At 29.6% G+C, this 24,259-nt stretch carries 21 protein-coding genes; 6 read left to right on the top strand and 15 right to left on the bottom strand.

The annotated features are described in order from the left end of the window. Positions 1 to 181: 181 nt before the first annotated feature. The 6 genes from JJC01_03390 to JJC01_03365 form a co-directional block, all read right to left on the bottom strand. Positions 182 to 982, bottom strand: a complete 801-nt coding sequence (locus tag JJC01_03390) for a PIG-L family deacetylase (GenBank protein ID UDN58926.1) — start codon at positions 980 to 982, stop codon at positions 182 to 184. A 358-nt stretch (positions 983 to 1,340) separates the two neighbouring features. Beyond that, positions 1,341 to 2,216 (bottom strand): Hsp33 family molecular chaperone HslO, encoded by an 876-nt coding sequence (hslO, locus tag JJC01_03385; GenBank protein UDN58925.1) that lies wholly within the window; start codon positions 2,214 to 2,216, stop codon positions 1,341 to 1,343. A 171-nt stretch (positions 2,217 to 2,387) separates the two neighbouring features. Next, positions 2,388 to 3,134: a class I SAM-dependent methyltransferase gene (locus tag JJC01_03380; protein UDN58924.1), complete on the bottom strand. Its 747-nt coding sequence runs from the start codon at positions 3,132 to 3,134 to the stop codon at positions 2,388 to 2,390. Continuing rightward, positions 3,121 to 3,366, bottom strand: a complete 246-nt coding sequence (locus JJC01_03375; GenBank protein UDN58923.1) for a small, acid-soluble spore protein, alpha/beta type — start codon at positions 3,364 to 3,366, stop codon at positions 3,121 to 3,123. The genes JJC01_03380 and JJC01_03375 overlap by 14 nt, the downstream gene beginning before the upstream one ends. A gap of 244 nt (positions 3,367 to 3,610) precedes the next feature. Continuing rightward, positions 3,611 to 4,729 carry an N-acetyldiaminopimelate deacetylase gene (locus JJC01_03370; protein ID UDN58922.1) on the bottom strand — a complete coding sequence of 373 codons (1,119 nt, stop codon included), beginning with the start codon at positions 4,727 to 4,729 and terminating at the stop codon, positions 3,611 to 3,613. 206 nt (positions 4,730 to 4,935) lie between these two features. Then, complete coding sequence (locus JJC01_03365) at positions 4,936 to 6,129, bottom strand: L-serine ammonia-lyase (protein ID UDN58921.1); 1,194 nt, start codon at positions 6,127 to 6,129, stop codon at positions 4,936 to 4,938. Positions 6,130 to 6,452: 323 nt separating this feature from the next. Here JJC01_03365 and JJC01_03360 point away from each other — a divergent pair, with 323 nt between their 5' ends. From JJC01_03360 to dapD, 5 genes are all read left to right on the top strand, one after another. After that, positions 6,453 to 7,334 carry a 4-hydroxy-tetrahydrodipicolinate synthase gene (locus JJC01_03360; GenBank protein ID UDN58920.1) on the top strand — a complete coding sequence of 294 codons (882 nt, stop codon included), beginning with the start codon at positions 6,453 to 6,455 and terminating at the stop codon, positions 7,332 to 7,334. A 425-nt stretch (positions 7,335 to 7,759) separates the two neighbouring features. Next, positions 7,760 to 8,761, top strand: coding sequence for an aspartate-semialdehyde dehydrogenase (locus JJC01_03355; GenBank protein UDN58919.1), 1,002 nt, complete (start codon positions 7,760 to 7,762; stop codon positions 8,759 to 8,761). Between the two features lie 115 nt (positions 8,762 to 8,876). Then, positions 8,877 to 9,764 carry a 4-hydroxy-tetrahydrodipicolinate synthase gene (locus JJC01_03350; GenBank protein UDN58918.1) on the top strand — a complete coding sequence of 296 codons (888 nt, stop codon included), beginning with the start codon at positions 8,877 to 8,879 and terminating at the stop codon, positions 9,762 to 9,764. A 67-nt stretch (positions 9,765 to 9,831) separates the two neighbouring features. Beyond that, positions 9,832 to 10,581 carry a 4-hydroxy-tetrahydrodipicolinate reductase gene (locus JJC01_03345; protein ID UDN58917.1) on the top strand — a complete coding sequence of 250 codons (750 nt, stop codon included), beginning with the start codon at positions 9,832 to 9,834 and terminating at the stop codon, positions 10,579 to 10,581. Positions 10,582 to 10,776: 195 nt separating this feature from the next. After that, entirely contained in the window at positions 10,777 to 11,493 is a 717-nt protein-coding gene (gene dapD / locus JJC01_03340) for a 2,3,4,5-tetrahydropyridine-2,6-dicarboxylate N-acetyltransferase (protein ID UDN58916.1), read from the top strand. Positions 11,494 to 11,758: 265 nt separating this feature from the next. Here the strand turns inward: dapD and JJC01_03335 are convergent, their stop codons facing one another. Beyond that, positions 11,759 to 12,748 carry an SPFH domain-containing protein gene (locus JJC01_03335; protein UDN58915.1) on the bottom strand — a complete coding sequence of 330 codons (990 nt, stop codon included), beginning with the start codon at positions 12,746 to 12,748 and terminating at the stop codon, positions 11,759 to 11,761. 336 nt (positions 12,749 to 13,084) lie between these two features. Here JJC01_03335 and JJC01_03330 point away from each other — a divergent pair, with 336 nt between their 5' ends. Beyond that, positions 13,085 to 13,840 (top strand): 4-hydroxy-tetrahydrodipicolinate reductase, encoded by a 756-nt coding sequence (locus JJC01_03330; protein UDN58914.1) that lies wholly within the window; start codon positions 13,085 to 13,087, stop codon positions 13,838 to 13,840. Between the two features lie 191 nt (positions 13,841 to 14,031). Here JJC01_03330 and JJC01_03325 read toward each other — a convergent pair whose 3' ends face one another. From JJC01_03325 to JJC01_03290, 8 genes are all read right to left on the bottom strand, one after another. After that, positions 14,032 to 15,708: an exosporium protein gene (locus JJC01_03325; protein UDN58913.1), complete on the bottom strand. Its 1,677-nt coding sequence runs from the start codon at positions 15,706 to 15,708 to the stop codon at positions 14,032 to 14,034. A 123-nt stretch (positions 15,709 to 15,831) separates the two neighbouring features. After that, positions 15,832 to 17,049, bottom strand: a complete 1,218-nt coding sequence (locus tag JJC01_03320) for a DUF4179 domain-containing protein (protein UDN58912.1) — start codon at positions 17,047 to 17,049, stop codon at positions 15,832 to 15,834. A 56-nt stretch (positions 17,050 to 17,105) separates the two neighbouring features. Continuing rightward, on the bottom strand, positions 17,106 to 17,639 hold the full coding sequence (locus JJC01_03315; protein ID UDN58911.1) for a sigma-70 family RNA polymerase sigma factor: 534 nt from the start codon (positions 17,637 to 17,639) through the stop codon (positions 17,106 to 17,108). Between the two features lie 258 nt (positions 17,640 to 17,897). Beyond that, positions 17,898 to 18,437 (bottom strand): hypoxanthine phosphoribosyltransferase, encoded by a 540-nt coding sequence (hpt, locus tag JJC01_03310; protein ID UDN58910.1) that lies wholly within the window; start codon positions 18,435 to 18,437, stop codon positions 17,898 to 17,900. Positions 18,438 to 18,752: 315 nt separating this feature from the next. After that, a complete protein-coding gene (locus JJC01_03305; protein ID UDN58909.1) occupies positions 18,753 to 20,060 on the bottom strand; it encodes a serine dehydratase subunit alpha family protein in 1,308 nt (435 codons plus the stop codon). 396 nt (positions 20,061 to 20,456) lie between these two features. Further along, on the bottom strand, positions 20,457 to 22,232 hold the full coding sequence (locus tag JJC01_03300) for a sigma 54-interacting transcriptional regulator (protein UDN58908.1): 1,776 nt from the start codon (positions 22,230 to 22,232) through the stop codon (positions 20,457 to 20,459). A gap of 211 nt (positions 22,233 to 22,443) precedes the next feature. Then, positions 22,444 to 23,013, bottom strand: a complete 570-nt coding sequence (locus JJC01_03295) for a methyltransferase domain-containing protein (GenBank protein UDN58907.1) — start codon at positions 23,011 to 23,013, stop codon at positions 22,444 to 22,446. 183 nt (positions 23,014 to 23,196) lie between these two features. Then, entirely contained in the window at positions 23,197 to 23,832 is a 636-nt protein-coding gene (locus JJC01_03290; protein ID UDN58906.1) for a single-stranded DNA-binding protein, read from the bottom strand. Positions 23,833 to 24,259: the final 427 nt, after the last annotated feature.

The following is a 24,259-nucleotide window of genomic DNA, read 5'->3' as shown; positions in this document are numbered from 1 at the left end:
AAATTTCATATAAAAAGTCTGTATAAACTTATTAATAGCATAAAAAAAGTACCTCAAAATGATTTTTAAAATCATAACTGAGATACTAAACCTTGTCTAATCATAATATATTCTTATTATTCTCAAATACTTTTTTATCATTAGTAAATAATATTTTTAAGATACCTTTATGTAAATTACTTTAATCTTCACTTAACACAGACGTAAGTTCAGGGTCATTTAAAAGGTTTTCAAAATAGCTATGTGCTGAGATATACCCTATACCATACATTTTTCGTTTTGAATTTACAACCTTATATTCATAACACGCACTTTTGACCTTACTATAATCATTAAAATTAGTTGCTTTATAAATAGTTCTTTCATTTCTTGGTATGTACTTTACATATTTTGGTTTTATAAAATACAAGTCATCTTTTATCTTATGTTCACGTTTAAGCTTCTTTAAAACTGCCCCATTTTTTCTATGCATTATATGGTCATCGTACTTATAATGATGAGCTATATGAGTGACATCCCCCTTAAATTTATGTTCAAAATCTAATATTGTCTTTTCCATTAACTTATAATGTGTCCCCTCTTTTTTATCTATATCAGCAAGTATAATTATATTTTGTTGTTTTACTCCAAGCTCTTTTAGTGCTGACTTAAATTCATTGTTCCTAAGCTCTTCCTTTTGCTTCCTAGTTAAATTTCTAAATTTAGTATTAGCTCTAAAAACGTTCACTCCAGAGCCATCTGATACCAACACAACATATACATTATCAGTTCCACATTGTTTTATTGCATTAACAATAGCACTTCCTCCCCATAAGACTTCATCATCTTGATGCTGTGGGTAAAATACAGCATTAGATTTAAATTTTCTGCTATTGCTCTGTGGAATAGGTGTCTCAAGTTTACCATTAAGGTTAATAGCCATTATAAATATCATAAACAGTATTAATATACTTATGACTATGTGCTTTTTTTTGTTTTCCATTCTTAAAATTTTCTCCTTTTTATCAATTCAAATATCTTGTAAATTTTTGTTGTAAATAGGTTAAAATACACAAATTATTTTACAATAATTTGTAGCTTTATACAATCTTTGACACAAGGCACAATAAACTAAAAAAGCTCTCCAATCGCAATATTACAAATACTGCAATTAGAAAGCCCTTTAATTCTTAAAATTTATTAAGTTTATCTTTCTCAACATATCTTAGATTTCTTTCTTAACATCTTTTAACATATAACTCTTATTTTTAATGAATTATATTTAAATTTCTATATTAATACTGATATTTTAATATTTCACTATTAATGCTACTATTTTAATATTCCACATTCATTTTATTCTACATTTCCTTTAAAATTTCAATCAACTCTTCTTCACTATACATATATTTCTCGTTACAGAACTGACATCCAACTTCTGCCTGTTTATCTTCTTCTATTATTTGAGCCAAAGATTTTTTCCCTATTGCCACTAAAGCAGTTTTCACTCTTTCCTTTGAGCACTCACACTCAAATCCAACTTCACAAGTATCAAGTACTTTAGGCTCTAAACCATCTAAAACTCTATTTAATATATCTTCTGGTAAGTTTCCTTCCTTTAACATATTAGTTATTGAAGGTAATTTAGCTACATTTTCTTCTAATTTTGCGATAGTTTCTTCTTCTGCATCTGGCATTAATTGAACTATAAAGCCTCCAGCAAACTCAACTTCATCCTCTTTTGTAAGAACACCTAAAGCTACCACTGATGGAGTTTGTTCTGACACTGCAAAGTAATAAGTAAAGTCTTCTGCAATTTCTCCACTTACTAATGGATAAGTTCCATTATATGGCTCTCTAAGACCTAAGTCTTTAATAACTTTTACAACACCTTCTGTCCCCACTGCTGCTGCAACATTCAACTTTCCATTTGGATAATCTTCAACTTCTACATGAGGATTTCCTACATAGCCTTTTACTATCCCCTTAGAATTTGCTGTTGCGATGATAGTTCCAATTGGTCCACCACCTTTTATTATTACAGTCAATTTATCACTGTCATTTTTCATCATCAATCCCATTATAGATGTTGCTGTTAATGTTCTACCAAGTGCTGCTGTTGCTACTTTTGTAGTTTCATGTAATCTTCTAGCTTCTTCTACTGTATTTCTAGTAGTTGCAACAAATGCTCTAACTTGACCATTTCCTGATGTCGCTCTTAGTACATAATCTTTCATCTGTATTCCTCCACATTTTGTTAATCATACTATTTTTCTATATTATTATTTTTTTCTATATTACTACTTTAAATTACTTTAATTTTTAATACAGAAAACTTTACCTTTTTTATTTTTACCAATAATATTTTATATTAATAACACTTCTTTTTGTACACAACAAGAAAAGCTTTATTTTTTACATACAAAGAATATCCTTTGACTTTCTTCATTAGGTTTTTCAAATGTAAAATCTCCATAAGATTTTATATCCCTAAATCCAGATTTTTTAAGCATATCAATTATTTCATCCTCAGTATATGCCCTTTGTTGATGTACTTCTTCAAATCTTTCAAACTTTCCATCTTCATCTTTAATAAAAAATGTCAGTTCCATTTCAATCAAATTTTCTTCATCATCAAAGTAATTTTGCCACATATAAGCTATATCTTCTCTGTTTTCTCCATACATATTATCTCCTAATATATTGGCTAATTTATAAAATGAACTTATATCAAATATAAAGATTCCATCTTTCTTTAATAATTCATATGTTTTTGAAAATACATTTTCTAAATCATCATCATAAGTTATATAATTAAATCCATCACAAGCACAAAGTACACAATCCAAATCGGATATATCAAAGTCCAGCTCTGATATATCTTGTTGAAGTAAAACTAACTCTACGCCTTCTTTTTCTGCCTTTTCTCTTGCTACACTAAGCATTTCATCAGATATATCAATTCCAGCTATATCATAGCTCTTTTTAGTTAATGGAATTGTGAGATTACCTGTACCACATGCTAATTCCAATATATTTTTTACTTTTACACCTTCATTAGCTATTATATCTTCTATATATTTAACCCATCCATCATAATCAACTTCATTCATAAGTTCATCATATACAAACGCAAAATCACTATATTGACTCATCCTTTTTATTCTGCCCCTCCACAATCTTTCTCAGCCTCTTTTTGCGTGATGTAAGCATACCTCCAATTCTTCCAGCTTCTTTAGCTGTAAGTCCTGCCCACCCACGTTCTCCAACTTTGTCCATAAGACCTAGTTCAGAGGCTATCTCATATTTCATTATATCATCATTTGTCAATATTTTAGTATTCTTGCCATTAGTTATCTTCTTTTCTCTTTTCATATTTTCTTTCAAAAAAATCACCCCTTCTTATTTGTATTTTTGTCAATTAAAAGAAATTTATACAAATAAGTAAGGGGTATTTATCAATTCATATGTTTTTAAATATAAGTATTTTAAACTTATAACTTTTTAAAATTATTCTTTCTAAGTATGTGTTATTTATAATTTTAATATATGTTATTTACAGTCTTACCAAAAAAATTGACCTTTTTCTCTAAGCTATCTACAACTTATTCATTGCAAAACTGAATATATTTTAATCTATTGCTTTTTTATATTTTAATAGTTTTGCATAGACATTTAGTGCATTCACACATATTTTTTCATCAAAGTTAAAGTTTATATTATGAAGTCCATTTACAAATCCTTTTTTCTCATTTCTTGAACCCAACATAAAGAACAGTCCTGGAACTTCTTTTTGATAATAAGAGAAATCTTCTGATATCATAAGTGGGTCTAATTCTATAGCCGTATCCTTTCCAACAGCTTCTACAAACTCTTTATATAAGTCCTTATCGTTTTTAACAGCTATATAATCATCCATAATATTTATATTTACTTTACAGTTATAAGACAATTCAAAGCCTCTAGCTAGTTCTTTAACTCTAAGTTTCATTCTCTCATACACTTCTGGATTAAAACATCTAATAGTGCCTTCCATCTTTATATTTTCAGCTATTATATTTCTTCTAGCCCCTCCTTCAATTCTACCTATAGTCAACACTGCATTGTCTATTGGACTTATATTTCTTGATACTATAGTTTGAAGTGAACTTATAAAGTTTGAAGCTATCACTATACCATCAATTCCATTCTGTGGCATAGCTCCATGTCCACTTTTAGATACTATTTCTATATCAATATCTCCTATTTGAGCCATGAAGTATCCTTCTCTTGTACCTACATAACCTTCTGGTAATTCTGGGTATATATGAAGCCCATATATCTCATCCACATTGTATTTTTTAAGCACACCTGCATCTATCAATGCTTTTGCTCCACCTGGTCCTTCTTCTGCTGGTTGGAATATAAATACAACATTATCATTTAAATCTTCTTTATTATCATTTAAATACTCAATTAATCCAAGCAATATAGTAGCATGTCCATCATGGCCACATAAGTGTTTTACACCTTCTTCACTACGAAGACCATCTATATCAGCTCTAAAAGCTATATCTTTTCTTGGTCTTTTACCTTCTATCACACCTACTATTCCTGTTTCTAAATAAACTTCATATTCAACTCCTATTTTGTCAAGATAATCCCTTATATATTTTGAAGTCTTATACTCTTTTCTTCCAATTTCTGCAATAGGATTTAATGCATTCCTATGCTTGTAAAGTTGTTCTTGTAAATACGATGCCTCTCTCATGTAATCTCCTCCAAATTATAATTTATTATAAAAATATTTCTATATCTCTTATAATTAAAATATTATATAATATACTTTCATATTTAAAAATAAAAAACTAAATTGAATATAAAAATATTTTGCATTATTAAATAATTCACCATTAATAATAATTCCCCTGTTTCATAAATCAAAACAGGGGAATTATTATTGAAAAATTTTTAATTTTAGCAAGAGAAGAAGTGTTTAGCAAGTCCACCTTTTGCAGTTTCTTTGTATTTATCCATCATATCGATACCAGTTTCTTTCATTGTTTCAACGACTTGGTCCAAGGAGACAGAATGTGAGCCATCAGTTAATAATGCATACTTAGCTGCATCATAAGCTCTTTGAGCTGCCATTGCATTTCTTTCTATACATGGAATTTGGACATATCCATATACAGGGTCACAAGTCATTCCTAGATGATGTTCAAGTGCTATCTCTGCTGCATATTCAATATGGTCTATAGTACCACCCTTTAAATACGCTACTGCCGCTGCTGCCATCGAACAAGCTGCTCCAACCTCACCTTGACATCCTACTTCTGCACCAGATATTGATGCATTAGTTTTTATTATATTTCCAATTATTCCAGCTACAAGTAATGCTTCAATTATTTTTTCATCATCGTATTTATAAAAATCTTGCATTGCAAAGAATATTCCTGGTATTACCCCAGCAGAACCACAAGTCGGTGCTGTAACTATTATATTACCAGAAGCATTTTGCTCTGAAGCTGCTAGTGCATATGCATATACAAGTGTTGAAAAACTTTTATCTTCTTGATACGCTTTATAAAAATTATTTGCTCTTCTTTTTAATAATAATTTACCTGGTATTACTTCATCTGTGCTTAGTCCATCATCAATAGATTTTCTCATAGCATCTTTTATAGTTTTTATATAGTCTTTTATATCAGATGGTTCACATTCTAACACAAAATCAACTAAAGTTTTATTATTTTCTTTACACCATTTCACTATTTCATCCATAGTGTCTAAGTGATATATACTATTGCTTTTACTGTTTCTTTGACCTTCTTCTGCTATAGTTCCTCCACCAACAGAATATACAGTCCATTCAGCTGTCACATTTCCATCTTTATCTAAAGCTTCAAACTTCATTCCATTTGGATGAAAATCTTTTATTATATCTTCCTCCCAAACGATTTCAACTTTCTTTGGAGCTATAGTTTTTTCAATTATATAATCTGTTAAGTGACCTTTTCCTGTAGCAGCTAAACTACCATATAATATTGCTCTAAAACTTTCTGCATCTGGATTTTCATTTTTAAATCTTTCCGCTGCTCTTTGTGGCCCCATAGTATGAGAACTTGAAGGTCCACTTCCTATTTTAAAAAGTTCCTTTAAAGTATCCATATTATTCCTCCTAAATTTTCTATGTTAATGCTTATTATTTATTTTTACGCACATATTTATTATAACCTAAATATATTAATTATTAGTTATTAAATTCGCATAAAATTTATTTTTTATTTCCATTTTGGTATATTTTATTAAATTAATATGCATATTTTGAGAATAAAACATTTATTTTAAATTTTTTTAATATTAATATAATATAAATATCTTACTTTATACAGTTAAGATATTAACTATACCTATTAAAATTAATTAATTTGTACTATAATTATTATTGTACTTAAAAAATTAAATTTAAATAAAAAAGGAGATTTGATTATATGTTATTTAAAGGTTCTGCTGTTGCTTTAGTTACCCCATTTACGGAGGATAACAATGTCAACTTTGAAAAATTAGGTGAATTAATCGAATACCATATTGAAAATGACACAGATGCACTAGTTGTTTGTGGAACAACAGGTGAAGCTACTACTATGAGTGAATCTGAGATTTTTGCTGTAATAAAATATACAGTTGAAAAAGTCAACAAGAGAATACCAGTTATAGCAGGTACTGGTTCAAACAATACTATGTTGTCTGTTCATATGAGCCAAGAAGCTGAAAAATTGGGAGTGGATGGTCTTTTAATCATAACTCCTTACTATAATAAGACTAATGAAAAAGGTCTTAAACTTCACTTTGAAACAATAGCAAAAAGCGTTAAATTACCAATTATTTTATATAATGTACCAGGAAGAACTAAGGTAAATATAAAGCCATCTGTTGTGGCTGAGCTTGCTAAAATAGATAATATAGTTGCTGTGAAGGAAGCTAGTGGAGATTTAGCTCAGGTTGCAGAAATAGCTAAATTAGTGCCTAAAGACTTCGCTATATACTCCGGTAATGATGATACTATACTACCTCTATTATCATTAGGTGGAAGTGGTGTTATCTCTGTACTTGCTAATATATGCCCTAAAGAAACCCATGATTTAGTAACTAAATTCTTTGAAGGTGACATTGAAGGCTCTAAAAAATTACAACTTGATATGGATACTTTAATTGACGCCTTATTTATAGAAGTAAATCCAGTTCCAGTTAAAACTGCTATGAATATTTTAGGTTTTAATGTTGGAGATTTAAGACTTCCTTTAGCTGAAATGGAAGAAGCTAATCTTAATGTCTTAAAACAAGAATTGACAAATTTTGGATTTAAATTTTAGCAATATTTCTATAAATAAGTTGATTTTTTCTAAAATATGTATTATTATTAGAATAATCAAATTTTAATATCCTATTAACCTAGGGTAGAGGTAGCTGTAAATAAGAGTATCCAATAGGAGCTGGCAAGCGTTAATGATTGGAAAAAGGATTTATAGCCGAAGAAAATATTTCTTGCAATAATATTTTCTGGGATTACACATAAGATGTGTAATACTGTCACTTATTTGTATAGGTGATGAGCTACAGGGTTTACTTTGAGTGATAAACTAGACGTACAAAGTATACCTTTGTACGTTTTTTGTATATAATTAAAGTTGTTAATATAATATTAAAGTTTTTAGACATATAAAAATATTAACATATCTTACTTGTATAGCTAAAATCAAATAATGTTTTAATAATTAAAAATTGGGGTGAATTTAATATGAAAAAAGTAAATGTGGCAATAGTTGGTGCTACTGGAATGGTAGGTAGAACATTTTTAAAAGTATTAGAAGAAAGAAATTTTCCAATAGAAAATCTATTTTTATTCTCTTCTTCTAAATCTGCTGGTTCTAAAGTAATGTTTTGTGGTAAAGAATATATAGTAGAAGAATTAAAAGAAACTTCATTTACTGATAGAGGAATACAAATAGCGTTATTCTCTGCTGGAGGAAGCATTAGTGAAAAATATGCTCCAATAGCTGCATCAAATGGAATCTTGGTAGTAGATAACTCTAGTCAATGGAGAATGAATCCAGATGTTCCTTTGGTTGTTCCTGAGGTAAATCCAGAAGCTATAAAAAAACATAAAGGTATAATAGCTAATCCAAACTGCTCTACTATACAAGCTATGGTTCCTCTTAAACCTCTTGATGACAAATACAAAATTAAGAGAGTTGTTTACTCTACTTACCAAGCTGTATCTGGTTCTGGTGTTAAAGGGGTTGAAGATTTAGAAAAAGGAATGACTGGTAATCCTACTGGATTCTATCCACATCAAATTTCTTATAACTGTCTTCCTCATATAGATTCATTTACTGAAAATGGATATACTAAGGAAGAAATGAAAATGGTAAACGAAACTATGAAAATACTTGATAACTACGACTTAAAAATAACTGCAACTACTGTAAGAGTTCCAGTAAAAAATGGTCATAGTGAATCTATAAACATTGAGTTTAATAATCCATTTGAATTAGAAGACTTAGTAAAAACACTTGAAGAAGCTCCAGGAGTTGTAGTAGTTGATAATCCTGCTAAAAATGAATATCCAACTGCTGTAGAATTTGATGATAGAGATGAAGTGTTTGTTGGAAGAATTAGAAGAGACTTTAGTGTTGATAATGGTGTAAACCTTTGGGTTGTTGCTGACAATATAAGAAAAGGTGCTGCAACTAATGCAATCCAAATAGCTGAAATGGCTATATCATATGATTTAGTATAGTATACAAATTTGTATAAATATATGATTTTGTAAAATATTAATAATAAGTAAAGATAAGCATTAGAAGTAACTGTAATATAAAACACAAAACTAAAAAAGAGGGGATTGATTTTTTATGATATTTAAAGGTTCTGCTGTTGCTCTAGTTACTCCATTTACAAAGGATAGCAAAGTTGATTTTGACAAATTAGGTGAATTAGTTGAATACCAAATCGCTAACGGTACTGATGCTATAGTAGCTTGTGGTACTACTGGCGAAGCTAATACTATGACTGATGAAGAACAACTTGCTACTATTAAGTATGTTGTTGAAAAAGTTAATAAAAGAGTTCCTGTTATCGCAGGAAGTGGTTCTAATGATACTATGCACTCAGTTAATTTAAGTCAAGAAGCTGAAAAATTAGGAGTAGATGCTCTATTAATAATAACTCCTTATTACAATAAAGCCAATAAAGCTGGACTTAAACGTCATTTTGAAACAATCGCTAACAGTGTTAAACTTCCAATTATACTTTACAATGTACCTGGAAGAACTTGTGTTAATATAAGCCCTAGTCTCATAGTTGAACTTGCTAAGATAGATAATATAGTTGCTGTAAAGGAAGCTAGTGGGGACTTAGGACAAGTTGCAGAAATAGCTAGCTTAGTTCCAGACGACTTTGCTATCTACTCTGGTAATGATGATACTATACTTCCTTTATTGTCTTTAGGAGGTCAAGGAGTTATATCAGTACTTGCTAATGTTTGCCCTCAAGAAACACACGATTTAGTAGCTAAATTCTTTGAAGGCGATATAGAAGGTTCTAGAAAATTACAACTTGGTATGGATGCTTTAATCGCTGCTTTATTTATAGAAGTAAATCCTATACCAGTTAAGACTGCAATGAATTTATTAGGATTCAATGTTGGAGATTTAAGACTTCCTCTAGCAGAAATGGACCCAGCAAACTTAGAGGTATTAAAGAAAGAATTAGTTAACTTTGGACTAAAAGTTAATGCATAGTACAAATTAATGCATGATAAAAGACTAAGTTTGGTCAAAAGTTAGCCCTTAATCATAGGAGGAAATTATGTTAAAAGTTATAGCAACTGGTTATGATGGAAAAATGGGCAAGATTTTAGCCGATACTATAAGAGATGATAGTGAACTAGAATTAGTTTGTGTTGCAGCTAGAGGTATGGATAGCTGTGAAGGCAATCTTAAAATTTATGAAGATATGAATACTATAGTTGAAGAAGCTGATGTAGTTATAGATTTTTCTCATCACTCTAATTTAGATAATATTTTATCTTATGTTTTAAAAACTAAAACTCCTTTAGTAATTGCTACTACTGGATATAATGATGAAGAAATTAATAGAATACATGAAGCGGCTAAAGTTATTCCTGTATTCCAATCATATAATATGTCTCTTGGTGTAAATGTATTAGTGAAATTGGTTAAAGATGCAGCTAAATTATTAGAAGGATTCGATATAGAAATAATAGAAAAACATCACAACAGAAAAGTAGATGCCCCAAGTGGTACAGCTGTTATGATTGCTAACGCTATAAAAGAGGTTTTACCAAACGTTGAAAATAATTATGGTAGATATGGGCGTAGTGCAAAAAGACAACCAAATGAGGTTGGTATCCATGCTATAAGAGGTGGAAATATTGTTGGTGAACATGATGCTCTATTTGCTGGAGATAATGAAGTCCTTACAATAAGTCATCAAGCTCAATCTCGTGGTATTTTTGCAAGTGGTTCTATAGCTGCTGCTAAATACTTGGTTAAACAAAAACCAGGATTTTATAACATGGATAGCATGTTAGGATAGTAAAAATCTATATCACAAGTAAAAAATATAAACAAGTAAAAATATATGATATAACAAATAAATTTACTCAATATTATGCTAAAATAATAATGCTATTAAAAAATAAATAGTAGTAAGTATATACTAAAGTTGATAAATTAGTATATCTGAGTATATAATAAAAGAAATATAATGAAATACAAGGAGAATTAACAAATGGTAAATTTAAACGATGCTTATGAAATAGCAAGATATATAAAAGAAGTTAAAAAGAAAACACCTGTTAAAGTATATGTAAATACTAACTCTTTACATTTCCAATCAACTGATAAATTTAAAGTATTTGGAAACAATGGTTCTTATGTATTTGTAGGTGACTATGAAGATATAATGGAAGTATTAGATAAACATGGTAACGATATAATAGATACTCATGTGGAATATGATAGAAGAAATTCTGCTATTCCTCTAAAAAATACTTTAAGTGAACATGCAAGAATCGAACCAGGTGCAATAATAAGAGATATGGTTACTATAGAAAAAAATGCTGTTGTAATGATGGGAGCTGTTATAAATATAGGAGCTGTTATCGGTGAAGGTTCTATGGTAGATATGAATGCTGTTATTGGTGCTAGAGGTACTCTTGGTAAAAATGTTCATTTAGGCGCTGGTGCTGTTGTTGCTGGTGTTTTAGAGCCACCTTCTGCTACTCCTGTTATAGTTGAAGATGATGTTTTAATAGGAGCTAATGCAGTTGTTCTTGAAGGTGTTAGAATCGGTAAAGGTGCTGTTGTTGCAGCTGGTGCTGTTGTAACTACTGATGTAGAAGCTGGTGCTGTTGTTGCTGGTTCTCCTGCTAAAGTTATAAAAATGAAAGACGAAAAAACGGCTGACAAGACTAAACTTATGGAAGACCTTAGAAGCTTAGACTAATTATAAAATAATATTATTGATTAAAAGGTGTCTCTATATGAATTTAATTCATTAGAGACACCCTCTTTTTTATAGCTATTTAATTTATCTTTGTTACATCACCTTAATTTACTTGCATGCAATTTAAACATTTTTAATTTATTGATTTTCTTACACTCTAATTAAAATATCCTTAATTTACTGATTTTCTTATATACAAGCTAAGCACTCTTGATTTTATTACATATTAATTAAATACTCTTAATTTAATGATATTACTTTTATACTAATAAATTGAGCCACTATTTACTACTGGTTGTGCATCTTTATTACCACAAAGAACAACCAATAAATTGCTCACCATAGCTGCTTTATGTTCCTCATCTAAAGTCACGACATTATTCTCACTTAAATTAGTTAATGCCATCTCTACCATACTTACAGCCCCCTCAACAATCTTTTTACGTGCTGCTATTATAGCTTCTGCTTGTTGGCGTTGTAACATAGCCGCTGCAATCTCTGGTGCATAAGAAAGGTGAGTAATTCTTACTTCACATACTTCAATTCCTGCAATATCTACCCTAGATTGTAATTCTTTTTGTAATTTATCTGCTATCTCTTGACTACTACCACGAAGAGATTTTTCATCACCATCTTCAGACACATCATATGGATAAAGTCTTGAAACATTACGAATAGTTGAATCACATTGAATTGATAAAAAAGTATTATAATTATCAACATTAAATACAGCTTTAGTTGCATCTATAACTTTCCAAATTACAACAACACCTATTATAATAGGATTTCCTAATAAGTCATTAACTTTTTGCTTTTCATTATTAAGAGTCATTGTTTTTAAAGATACTTTCTTTCCTCTTGGATTAGAGGATATATCTACTTTTTCAGTAGATGAAGATTTTGATACATTAATTCCTGATGATGTTGGATTTACTGCTGAACAAAATGGATTTACCCAATAGTATCCTTCTTTTTTTATAGTTCCATAGTAGTTCCCAAATAAAACTAGAACTATAGCTTCTTTTGGGTTAATCATTTTTAGTCCAAAGCACAGTATAAAATCTATCACTATAAATAAAATACTTAAAACTAACATAAACGAACCTATTCCAGTAAATCCATTGTCAAGTTTTATTATTCCAAAAACCATAACACCTATTGAAACTACTAAAAACAAGATAATCATTATCAAAGCTACTACTCCATTAAATGCTTTAGCATCCTTTTCTTGATAAGTTTTTTCTTCATTTAACATAGCCACCTCTCCCATCTTATTATATTAAGTTAAGATACTTCTAATTTAATAATATCACTTTTAATGCTCAAATTGTTGGGTTTAAAATTAATACTCTAAATTTATATATTTTTAAAGATGTATCTTTATTGATTTTAATATATTAATATTGATTTTTAAGTAAATTTTAAGATATACAAACTTATATTTAATATATGTTAAATATAAATAAAATTTTTTAATATCCAGCAAATTATAAGTTTATTATGACTAATATTATTTTATATAAATTATATTAGTGATAAAATAAACTTATAGAAATATAACAAATTTTTATTAATTTCATAGGAGGATTTTATGTTAAAAGTTATAATTAGCGGTTATAATGGAACGATGGGAAGAGTGTTAGCAGAATGTGTAAAAAAAGATAGTGAATTAGAGTTAGTTTGTGGTGTAGCTAGGTCTGCTGATGAAAATACTTATCATGGTGATACGAAACTTTTTAAGACAATGACTGATGTAACTGAAAAAGCTGATGTTATAATAGATTTCTCACATCATGAAACTTTAGACCCAATCTTATCATACGCACTAAAAAACAATACCCCTGTAGTATTAGCTACTACTGGATATGATGAGGATGAATTAAATAAAATAGAAAAAGCATCAAAAAATATTCCTATATTATTATCCTCAAATACATCTCTAGGTGTAAATATTTTAATAAAATTAGTTAAAGATGCATCAAAAATGTTAGAAGGCTTTGATATTGAAATCATAGAAAAGCATCATAACAGAAAGGAAGATGCTCCTAGTGGTACTGCTAATATGATAGCCAATGCAATTAAAGAGGTCTTACCTGAAAGTGAAAATAGATATGGAAGATATGGTAGAGATTGTAAAAGGAAATCAAATGAAATTGGAATACACTCTATAAGAGGTGGTAATATAATCAGTGACCATGATGTTATATTTGCAGGTGATAATGAAGTTCTTACATTAAGTCACCATTCTCAATCTGATGAAGTCTTTGCAGATGGTTCTATAGTTGCAGCTAAATTTTTAGTTGGTAGAAAGTCTGGACTTTATAAAATGTCAGATATATTAGGATAATTTTTTTATACATAATAAATCTCAATCTAGTTAAATATCCATATTTGAAAATTTGAATACTTAATAGATTGAGATTTTAACATATTTCTAAAGTTTATAACTTATATATCTTTCTTTTGCATATAAATATTCTCTTAGATATTATTTCACTTATTGTTATATAATCTAGTTTTCTTTATTTATCATATAAATTATTGTATTCTATATACTGATACATACCCAGCTGGAGAAGTACCTGTTGTTCCTGAGCCAAAGGTAAAACTTAAAGTTACTGCTGCTGCTCTAGCATCAACTAAAAAACTTAAACTTACACTTACATCTGATGAGGTAAGTGTATTTACTGCTTTTGCTACAAAGTTATTTTGAGCTGTTCCATTAAAGTTAGTCGTAATTGCCATAAACCCTGCAAGTGAAAGCGTAGCACGTATACCAAAAGATACATTATACACTCCTCCAACTGCAAGATTTATAGTACTACTTGTTGGTAAAGTTATATTAGTTCCATTTATAAATGATGAGTTAAATGTAACCAATGTGTTATTCACTAGGCTCGAAGAAGATACCGTAAATTGTGCATTGTTTGATGCTAATACTCCAGTTGCTCCTGTATTTCCTGTTGGACCTGTTGCCCCATTCGCTCCAGTTGCTCCTGTGTTTCCTGTTGCTCCTGTTGCTCCATTTGCACCTGTTGGACCTGTTGGACCTATTGCTCCTGCTGTTCCTGCTACTCCAGTTGCTCCTGTATTTCCTGTTGGACCTGTTGCTCCATTTGCACCAGTTGCACCAGTTGCTCCTGTTGCTCCTGCTACTCCATCTGCTCCTGTTGGGCCTGTTGCTCCCACTGCTCCTGTTGCTCCTGTTGGACCTGTTGCTCCTGTCGCTCCTGTTGGACCTACTGCTCCATCTGCTCCTGTTGCTCCTGTATTTCCTGTTGGACCTACCTCTCCATCTGCTCCTGTTGGACCTGTTGCTCCTACTGCTCCTGTTGGACCTACTGCTCCATCTGCTCCTGTTGCTCCTGTTGCCCCTGTTGGACCTGTTGCTCCATCTGCTCCTGTTGGACCTACTGCTCCTGTTGGGCCTACTGCTCCATCTGCTCCTGTTGGGCCTGTTGCTCCATCTACTCCTGTTGGACCTATTGCTCCATCTGAACCTGTTGCTCCTACTGCCCCTGTTGGACCTACCTCTCCATCTGCTCCTGTTGGACCTGTTGCTCCTATTGCCCCTGTTGCTCCTGTTACTCCATCTGCTCCTGTTGCTCCTGTATTTCCTGTTGGTCCTGTTGCTCCTGTTGCTCCATCTGGACCTGTTGCTCCTGTTGCTCCATTTGCTCCTGTTGCTCCTGTGTTTCCTGTTGGTCCTGTTATTCCATTTGCCCCTGTTGCTCCTGTTGCTCCTGTGTTTCCTGTTGGACCCGTTATTCCATTTTCCCCTGTTGCTCCTGTTGCTCCTGTATTTCCTGTTGACCCTGTCGCTCCTGTTGCTCCTGCTGGACCTGTTGCTCCTGTTACTCCATTTGCTCCTGTTGCTCCTTTGTTTCCTGTTGGTCCTGTTATTCCATTTGCCCCTGTTGCTCCTGTATTTCCTGTTGGGCCTGTTATTCCATTTGCTCCTGTTGCTCCTGTTGCCCCTCTAGGTCCTGTTTCTCCTGTTGCTCCATTTGCTCCTGTTGCTCCTGTATTTCCTGTTGGGCCTGTTATTCCATTTGCTCCTGTTGCTCCTGTATTTCCTGTTGGGCCTGTTATTCCATTTGCTCCTGTTGCCCCTGTTGCTCCTTTAGGACCTGTAGGACCAATTGGTCCTGTTGGTCCCGTTGGTCCTACATCTTGATATAAACTTGGACCTAAATTGTCTTTGTAATCATCCATATAATAAATCCTCTCTATTTTAAAATTAGAGCAATATTATATAAGTATCTAACATTGCTCTATATAATTATATGAATAGACAATTTATTATGTGATAATACATCTATTTACTTATGTCAACATCTATTTACTTATATCAACATCTATACTTTGATTTTTAAATTCTATTATATTATTAATTTCTTTACTCCAATCTTCTATTGTTGGCGTTATTTTTAAGTTTTTAACATCTTTCTTAATTTCATACTCTAAAGAAGATTCAATATAATTACCCTTAGAGTAACTTAAGTCATAACCTCCTGCTCCACTAAGTAATTCTAAATCTTTTCCTCTTCCATCTTTAAGTGCAAACTCAAGTATCTTTGGTGTATCATCACCTTTATTGAAATTATATTTGTTAGTTTTAAATCCATAAATCACTCTGATTTTCGTAGGAGAGACTCTTACTTCTTTTAAGACTAAATCCACATCAATATTTTTATTTTTTAATTTTACATTTTTATCTACATTATAAACTCTTGTATCTTTGACTATATTTGAACCATTTATACTTGTATTAAATGTCCAATTCCCGCTAAGATAGCCATTTAGGTGTTCACCCTCTACTCCTCCCATATTTCCTATCTCTATCTCTTTTGATGTTTTTATATCTTTATTTAATTCATACTCAACTTTATTTATACTTATATTTATATCATAGTCTTTATTTAAATCCACATTTTTTAGTAAATCAAAATTTTCAATATCGCCTTTTCCATCTCCATCTTTATCCAGATTATCAAGCTTACAAGTCATAACCATATTAGTAGTACCATCTTTATTTTTTTCTGATGTGGAAGGACCTGTTATTGAAACAAAATTCATATCTCCAACCTTTATTTTGATATCATCAATTCCTAAAAATCCTTCTTGTTTCTTTAATCCCAAAGCATCTTTATCAAGTTTACTATCATCAACACTTATATTTAAAAATAATTCTCCATCGCCAAGCATAATCTCATTTAACTTTATATCTATTCCTTTATCTGTAGCAACATCATCTACAATATTTTTATAAGGTTTAAGTTCTTCAGTATCCTTATTAAAGAAATATTCTATCTGCTTTCCAAGATGTTGCATATATGCTAAGGTAGTTTCATTAGTAAATGCAGTTGAACCTAAAATAACCACTGATAATCCTCCTACTAAAGCATATCTCTTAAAATTATTCTTTTTACTATATTGAACCTTAGATTTCATTCTCTTCTTCATTTCATCTTTTTCTTTATTACTTAATACAACATCATCGTATTTTTCTATATCTATATTTGTTTCATTAAATAAATCAAATTTATCTTTCATAAAAATTCTCCTTTTATTCTATATTTTCTATATTTAAATTCTTAATTATCTTATCTCTAAACTTTCTTTTTATTTAAATGCAGCCTCAACTTCTTTCTTCCTCTTGATAATCTATTATGTAAGTTTTCAACGGTGGTTTCATTTTGTATAGCTATATCCTTTAGTGATACATCTTCTAAATAATATCTTCTAAAAATTTCTGCATCTTTATCATTTAATGTGCCTATAAGGTCATTTATTTCCTCTTCAATTTCTCTCATACTCAACTCTTTATCTATATATGGTATTTCTTCATGTTCTATATTTAAATAAGTGTTACTACTTATATACTTTTTCCTATAATTAATCGCTCTGTATTTAGAAATAGAACCTATCCAGTTTTTAAAAGAGTTTTTTTCATTATCAAATTTTTCTATGTTATTCCAAATTGCCAAAAGCACATCATCAATACATTCTTCCTCATAAATTTTAGCATTCATAAGAGTCCTTCTAACTATAGATGCTATAAAATTCCCATACTCATCTATAAGCATTTCCATACCCTTTTCTTTTTTCTTTATTATATTTTTAATTATCAATTTATCCTCCAAGTTAACTCCTCCTTTGTAAAAGCTTCTACAACTACTAATACAATTAAAAATCGTATTTCCTATCAAATTTTCAAAATTTTTTTATATTTCCAAACACAGAATTAAAACTTGGATAAAACTATCAAAACAATTTTACTATGTTGGACTTATAGCTTGATATAAATAGAATATAATTCCAAATCAGACCTAAAAATAAAAAGGTACCTCAATATAATTTATCAAAATCATATCGAGATACCTATAAAATTAAATAATTGCTTATCTATCTTCATCAGTTACATTAAATATATAAGGAACATTCCTATAGTAATCCCCAAAATCAAATCCATATCCTACTACGAATTTGTCTTCTATCTCAAACCCACAATAATCTGGTACTAAATCAACCTTTCTTCTGCTTGGCTTGTCTAAAAGTACACAACATTTTAAACTAGCAGGATTTTTAGCTTTTAGATGCTTTAAAACAAAATCCATAGTTAAGGCAGAGTCAGTAATATCGTCTACAACCAATACATCATATCCTTTTATATCAGTAGTTACATCTGAAACAACCTTAACTGTTCCAGTGCTTTCTTCACTGTTTCCATAACTAGAAGTAGTCATAAAGTTGACTCTAAGAGGTAAGTTTATATTTCTAACTAAATCTGCACAAAATATAAAACTTCCTTTTAATAGAGACACAATCATAAGATTTTTATCTTTGTAGTCCTTCTCTATAATTGCTCCTAATTCTTTTAATTTATCATTAATTTTTTCTTCTGAATACAATACTTCCCATTTTTTTGTTTCTATATCCATAAAAAGACCTCCAATTGTAATAATCCTTCTTAATTTTATAAGAGATTGCTCACTTTTTCAATACTCTTATTCAATATTAGCCAATATTATTGAGTTTTTAAGTATATTCAACAATTATTAACAAGATATTATCTATTTTAAGTAAATCATATATCTCTACTAAATCATATACTATATATTTTAGACAAAAAAGAAAAAACTTGCACTAGCAAGTTTTTCCCATTTATACATAATCATAATTTATTAGAGGGTACTAATTAAATTTATTTATATCAGCTTTACTATATATTGCAATATAAGAAATATTGTAATATATTAATCAACTTTATTCATGTCATTCATTACATTTAATATTATCTCATCTGTTATAGACATACCTTTATCACTTACTCTTCCTAAGTTTTGTATACTTTGCTCAACACTTGAACCAACTATACCATTTAATGGTGGTACAAAACAGTCTTGCTTAGCTATTATAGCACTTTGTATTGCAGCAGATGCAGCAGATGATAATTTTAATGCACAACCAGCTTTTGCTCCGTCGCATATCATTCCACTTAAGTCAGCTATCATATTTTCTATTGCACCTTCTATTTGTTTTTCGCTTCCATCCATAAGCCAAGATATACCAGCAGTTGCTCCAGTAGATGCTGCAACTCCACAGCCACATACAGCAGATAATCTACCTGTATAATTCTTAATATAACCAGTTACTAAATGAGATATAGCTAAAGCTTTTGCTAGTCTTTCATCAGATTGTGGGAATTTTTTGTTGTAAGCAACAATTGGAAGAATTGCTGTTAATCCGTGATTTCCACTACCATTTGAACTCATAACAGGCATTTTTACTCCTGCCATTCTTGCATCTGAAGCTCCAGCAGTTAACATCATTGCATAGTTTATAACATCATTACCTAAAAGACCTTCTTCCATAGACTTTTTGATTCCGTATCCAACACCAATTCCAGTCTTTTGTTTCAATCCATATTCAGCCATTTCTTCATTCATTTTTACTCCATCTAGTAAAAACTCTATATCTTTGAAATCAATGCCTTCTACATTCTTTATTAATTCTTGTATAGTTACAGTATCCATTAAGCTCTCAACTTTTTCTGCTGAAGCATTTGAAACTGATACTTTTGGTTCATTATCCAATAATACTTCTCCATCTTTTTCTAAAAATGTAAAGTTATCATGTTTAGTTCTTATTCTAACTTTAGCATTATGATTTGCTCCTTTTAATGCAACTTCTATAAAAACTTTCTCTCTTGTATCAGCAGGTGTTATTGATAAAGGAGTATTGTCCATATAATCTTCTGCTATTTTAACTTCTTCCTTTGTTAAAGTTTCTAATACACTTAATCCGTTTTCAGAATGTCCTCCTATTATCCCTAGAGCTGCTGCTATTTTTAATCCTAATCTTTCAGTTCCTGGTATACCTACACACATACCATTTTTATAGATACTAGGGCTAACTAACATATGATTTTCTACTATTTCTTCTCCTAGTAATTCTTTTGCCTTTGCACATGCTAGAGCTAAAGCTACTGGCTCAGTACATCCTACTGCTGGTTTAACCTCTGCTTTTAACATTTCCACTAATTCTTTTCTTATATCTCTCATTATATATAAACCTCCCAATTAAGTTTAATTTTAGTACTTAAATAATTTCTTATCTATATTTGTAGCAAAATACATGCCACATTTTTTGTTTTTTTCAATTTTTTCACTTTGATATTGTATATCCATTGAAATAACTGCTTTTAATTATATTTTTTTTTACTCAGATATAGATTTTATTTTTTTTTTACTCGCTAAATAGACGACAATTTCGCAAAAAGACAAAAAAAAATCTCAAAATGAGATTCTATATCATTTTGAGACGATTATTATTTTAATAGTTACTATTTTTTAGATTCTCAGGATTTAAGCATCCACTACTCTTTATAGACTATTGTTATTTGTTTACATTTAAATTTTATATCACTTTTTATTGTATTCTTATATTACTTTATATCACTAAGAAATTATATTGTATTTTTCAATTTTTCTATATAATGTGGCTCTTGATATTCCAAGTGCCTTGGCTGTTAATTCTTTATCTCTTTTATAATCTTTGTATTTATTTAAAGCTTTTATTATCTCAATTTTCTCAAGTTCTTCTAATGGAATTATCTTATCACTTCTAACTTCTAATTCTTCTATTGATGTATTTTTAATCTTCTGAGGAATTACATTCATCGTAATTATTGGAGATGAAGACATATTCACACTGTATTCAATAATATTCTGCAATTCTCTTATATTCCCTGGCCACCTATATTCAATCATAGCATCGACAACCCTAGTATCTATATCGATAACATTTTTATCTAGTTTTTTTGAGTATTCTCTAATCATATGCTTTATTATAAGTGGTATATCATCTTTTCTTTCTCTTAAACTTGGGAGCTTTATTGGTATGACATTTAATCTATAATATAAATCTTCTCTAAAAGTTTCATTCTGAACCATTTTTTCTAAATCTTTATTTGTCGCAGCAATAATTCTTACATCTATAAGAACATTAGATTTACTACCAATCTTGTTGAGCTCTTTTTCTTGTAATACCCTCAACAACTTTGACTGTAAATGCAAGCTCATATCTCCTATTTCATCTAAAAATATGCTTCCTTTATGGGCTATTTCAAACATACCAAGTTTTCCACCTTTTTTAGCCCCTGTAAAAGCACCTTCTTCATATCCAAATAATTCACTCTCTAATAAATTATCTGGTATCGCTGCACAGTTTACAGCTATAAAAGGATTATCTACCCTATTACTATGGTTGTGTATAGCTCTTGCAAATAGCTCTTTACCTGTTCCACTTTCACCAGTAATAAGTACTGTTGAAGTAGATTTAGAAGCCATTAAGGCTTCTTTTTTTGAATTTCTTATAGCCATACTCTCTCCAATTATATTTTCCAGTTTTATCTTATAATCTTTATTCATCTTATTGTAGTTTTTTATAGCATCTCTTTTATCTATAAAGTCAATAACATATCCTTTTAGTTCATTTTTTAATACTATTTTATTGATGTTATATATCCCTTTTGAATCATATCCGTATCTCCTATAAAAAAAGCTACATGATTTGTCCTTCTTAAAGTTATTTATAGAAGGTTTCTTTATAAAATCTAACTCAGTGAATATATCTTTCCCAGTTATATTGTCCTTTAGATTGAAAAGTTCTTTAAACTTTGAATTATATTTATCAATCTTACCATCTACATCAATGGACACAACAGCTTTATCCATATTGTTTAATAAAGTCTCTAATTTTTTCTTTTCTAATTCCAGTTCGTACGTTTTAATTTGAGCTTTTAGTTTATTGGATATCAAGTCTGCCATCTTACATAAAAAGTTTATAAGTCCACTTTTATTATTTTCTATAATCTGTGCTTGTTCTTTCGTAAATGCTATAAGACCTATAACACCATGAGACTCTCCATCACATATAATTGGGCAACATACTTCTGCAAACTCCACACAGACATTATTTTTATAACATTCTCTACATATATCACTGCTCTTTGGGTCATCAATTAGTATTGTAATTTGTTCTGTAAGTGACTTTTTAAAAGCTGTATATTTATCTACTTTTTCACCTATTTTATCTACATATATACCTGTACCCGCAATCCTAAATAAGTCTCTATTTACTATAGTTACATCTATATTGAGTACTGAAACTATAGCTTCAGCTATGTTCTGAATATCAGATTTTATATATTCTAAATCTATCATAGTTATCATTCCTTATTTTTTCTTAACATAAGTATTTGTCTTATTTCCTTAAGGATTAAATATATCTTATTTAAAGTAAATTGAATTGACATTAGGATTACAAAGAGCATAACAATTATTATTAACTCATAATTTATTTCCATATCTACATCTCCTTATAACAAAAGACTAGGCTTAACCTAGTCTTTTATATTATATCCATATTTATATTTTAACTCATTTATCTTCTTTTTCCCACATAAATATATTTTAATTTATTTGACTCTTTAATCATACCATCAAAATTTAATCTTGAAAATATATTAAATACTTCATGTGGATAGTGAATCTTTGCTACAGAACCACAAAATTTATGCTTAAGATAGTTTAGTTTAACTTTTAAATTTTTTAAGTTTAAATCTTCTAATATAACCTCTCCATTACCTTTTAAAACTCTTTGTATTTCAGATGAAGCTTTTTCACAATCTGTAATAACATTAAATTGGTCTACTATTATTATCTTGTTGAACTGATTATCATCAAACGGCAAAAACTCTAACTTACCTTTAACTACATTGCAATTTTCATTATATACTAAAGAATAACATACATCTTCATAGTTACTATTCTCTAGTATAGTTACAGAAGTACCAAGACCTCTTAATCTCTTGCCTAGGTTTCCTATATGGCCAACAAGCAATATTTTATCCCCTACATTATACTCAATTGTATCCAAAAAACATTCTAATTCATCAGATGTATATTTAGCTTTAACTGGCTGTCTATTTATCTGATATAATATGCTTTTCACAATGCTTCACCTCTTCATTTTCTCAATTATAAATTATGTACAGATTACATTATAATAAATGGCGAGCAACTATTCAAGAGATATTTCATTAGTATTTTTTTAAACAATCTTTATTTATTTTTAATATATTATTATAGCAAATTTATTAGTTTTTTTAATGAAAAAACAATATATTTTTAATATTTAATCATTATTATTTTCATCTAATTTTTTTATTTTTGATATAGATACTTCATATGCCATTTTTTTCACTACATTATCCTCATCTATTTTTTTCTCATACTCTCTACTTTGAACTCTACCCCAAAGCTGTATTCTATCACCAACTTTTAAGTTTTTTGCAAACTTTGCATTTCTCCCCCAAACTATTGATGGTATATAATCAGATTTATTATAAGGTCTGTTTATAGCTACCAATAAATCAGTTATTTCCCTTCCTAAAGGAGTTTTCCTATACACAGGCTCTTTACATACATACCCATCTAGAAATATGCTGTTTGGGTCTTTATTTTCCTCCTCTATAGCCTTTATTTCTCTAACAAATACTGTAAGCACTAATCTATTTTTATTATTTAAGGTTTTATTATATGATCTCAATTGACCTACAACATTGACTAAATTTTGTTTATTGATATCAATATCTTGAAGAAGTCTCTCTGACACAGTCATAGGAAGTGTATCAAAGGAATCACTTAGTCTGTTTATCTTTATTTTCACATTATAAAATTTCTCTCCAAATATCTCATGACTAAATTCTAGCTTATTGTCTAACTCCCCTCTTAAGTTTACTACGTTATTCTCATCTTTAACAGCTATCATATTTTATCCCTCCACAATTGTTAATTCTTATATTTCTGGTATCAGCTTATATAATAAATATATTTGTGAGTGATGTATTTTATTACAAATCTTTGATTGCTGTTTAAAACTTTTTATTTATTTATAAATTTCATTTAATCTTTTGATTTAAAGTTTGTAAAACTATTATGGATTCATACAATATATTATTTATTTTAATCAAAATTAATTATTAAATTACTCCTTATCTACTTTTAAGTCATATATAACTCAAGGCTAATTTATACACATAAGCAATATCAATATTTCAAATTAATTCAAATGATTCAGATAACTATCAAGTCATTATAAACTCAATTTTCTTCAATTATAAGTTATATTCGACTTATTATACTAATATTTTTGTTAATATACATCAATATATTAACTTTTTTTCTTATATCTAGTA

The organism is Clostridioides sp. ES-S-0010-02 (assembly GCA_020641055.1).
Taxonomy (GTDB): domain Bacteria; phylum Bacillota; class Clostridia; order Peptostreptococcales; family Peptostreptococcaceae; genus Clostridioides.
The sequence above is the reverse complement of the archived record's forward strand: the minus strand, read 5'-3'. Positions and strand labels throughout refer to the sequence as shown.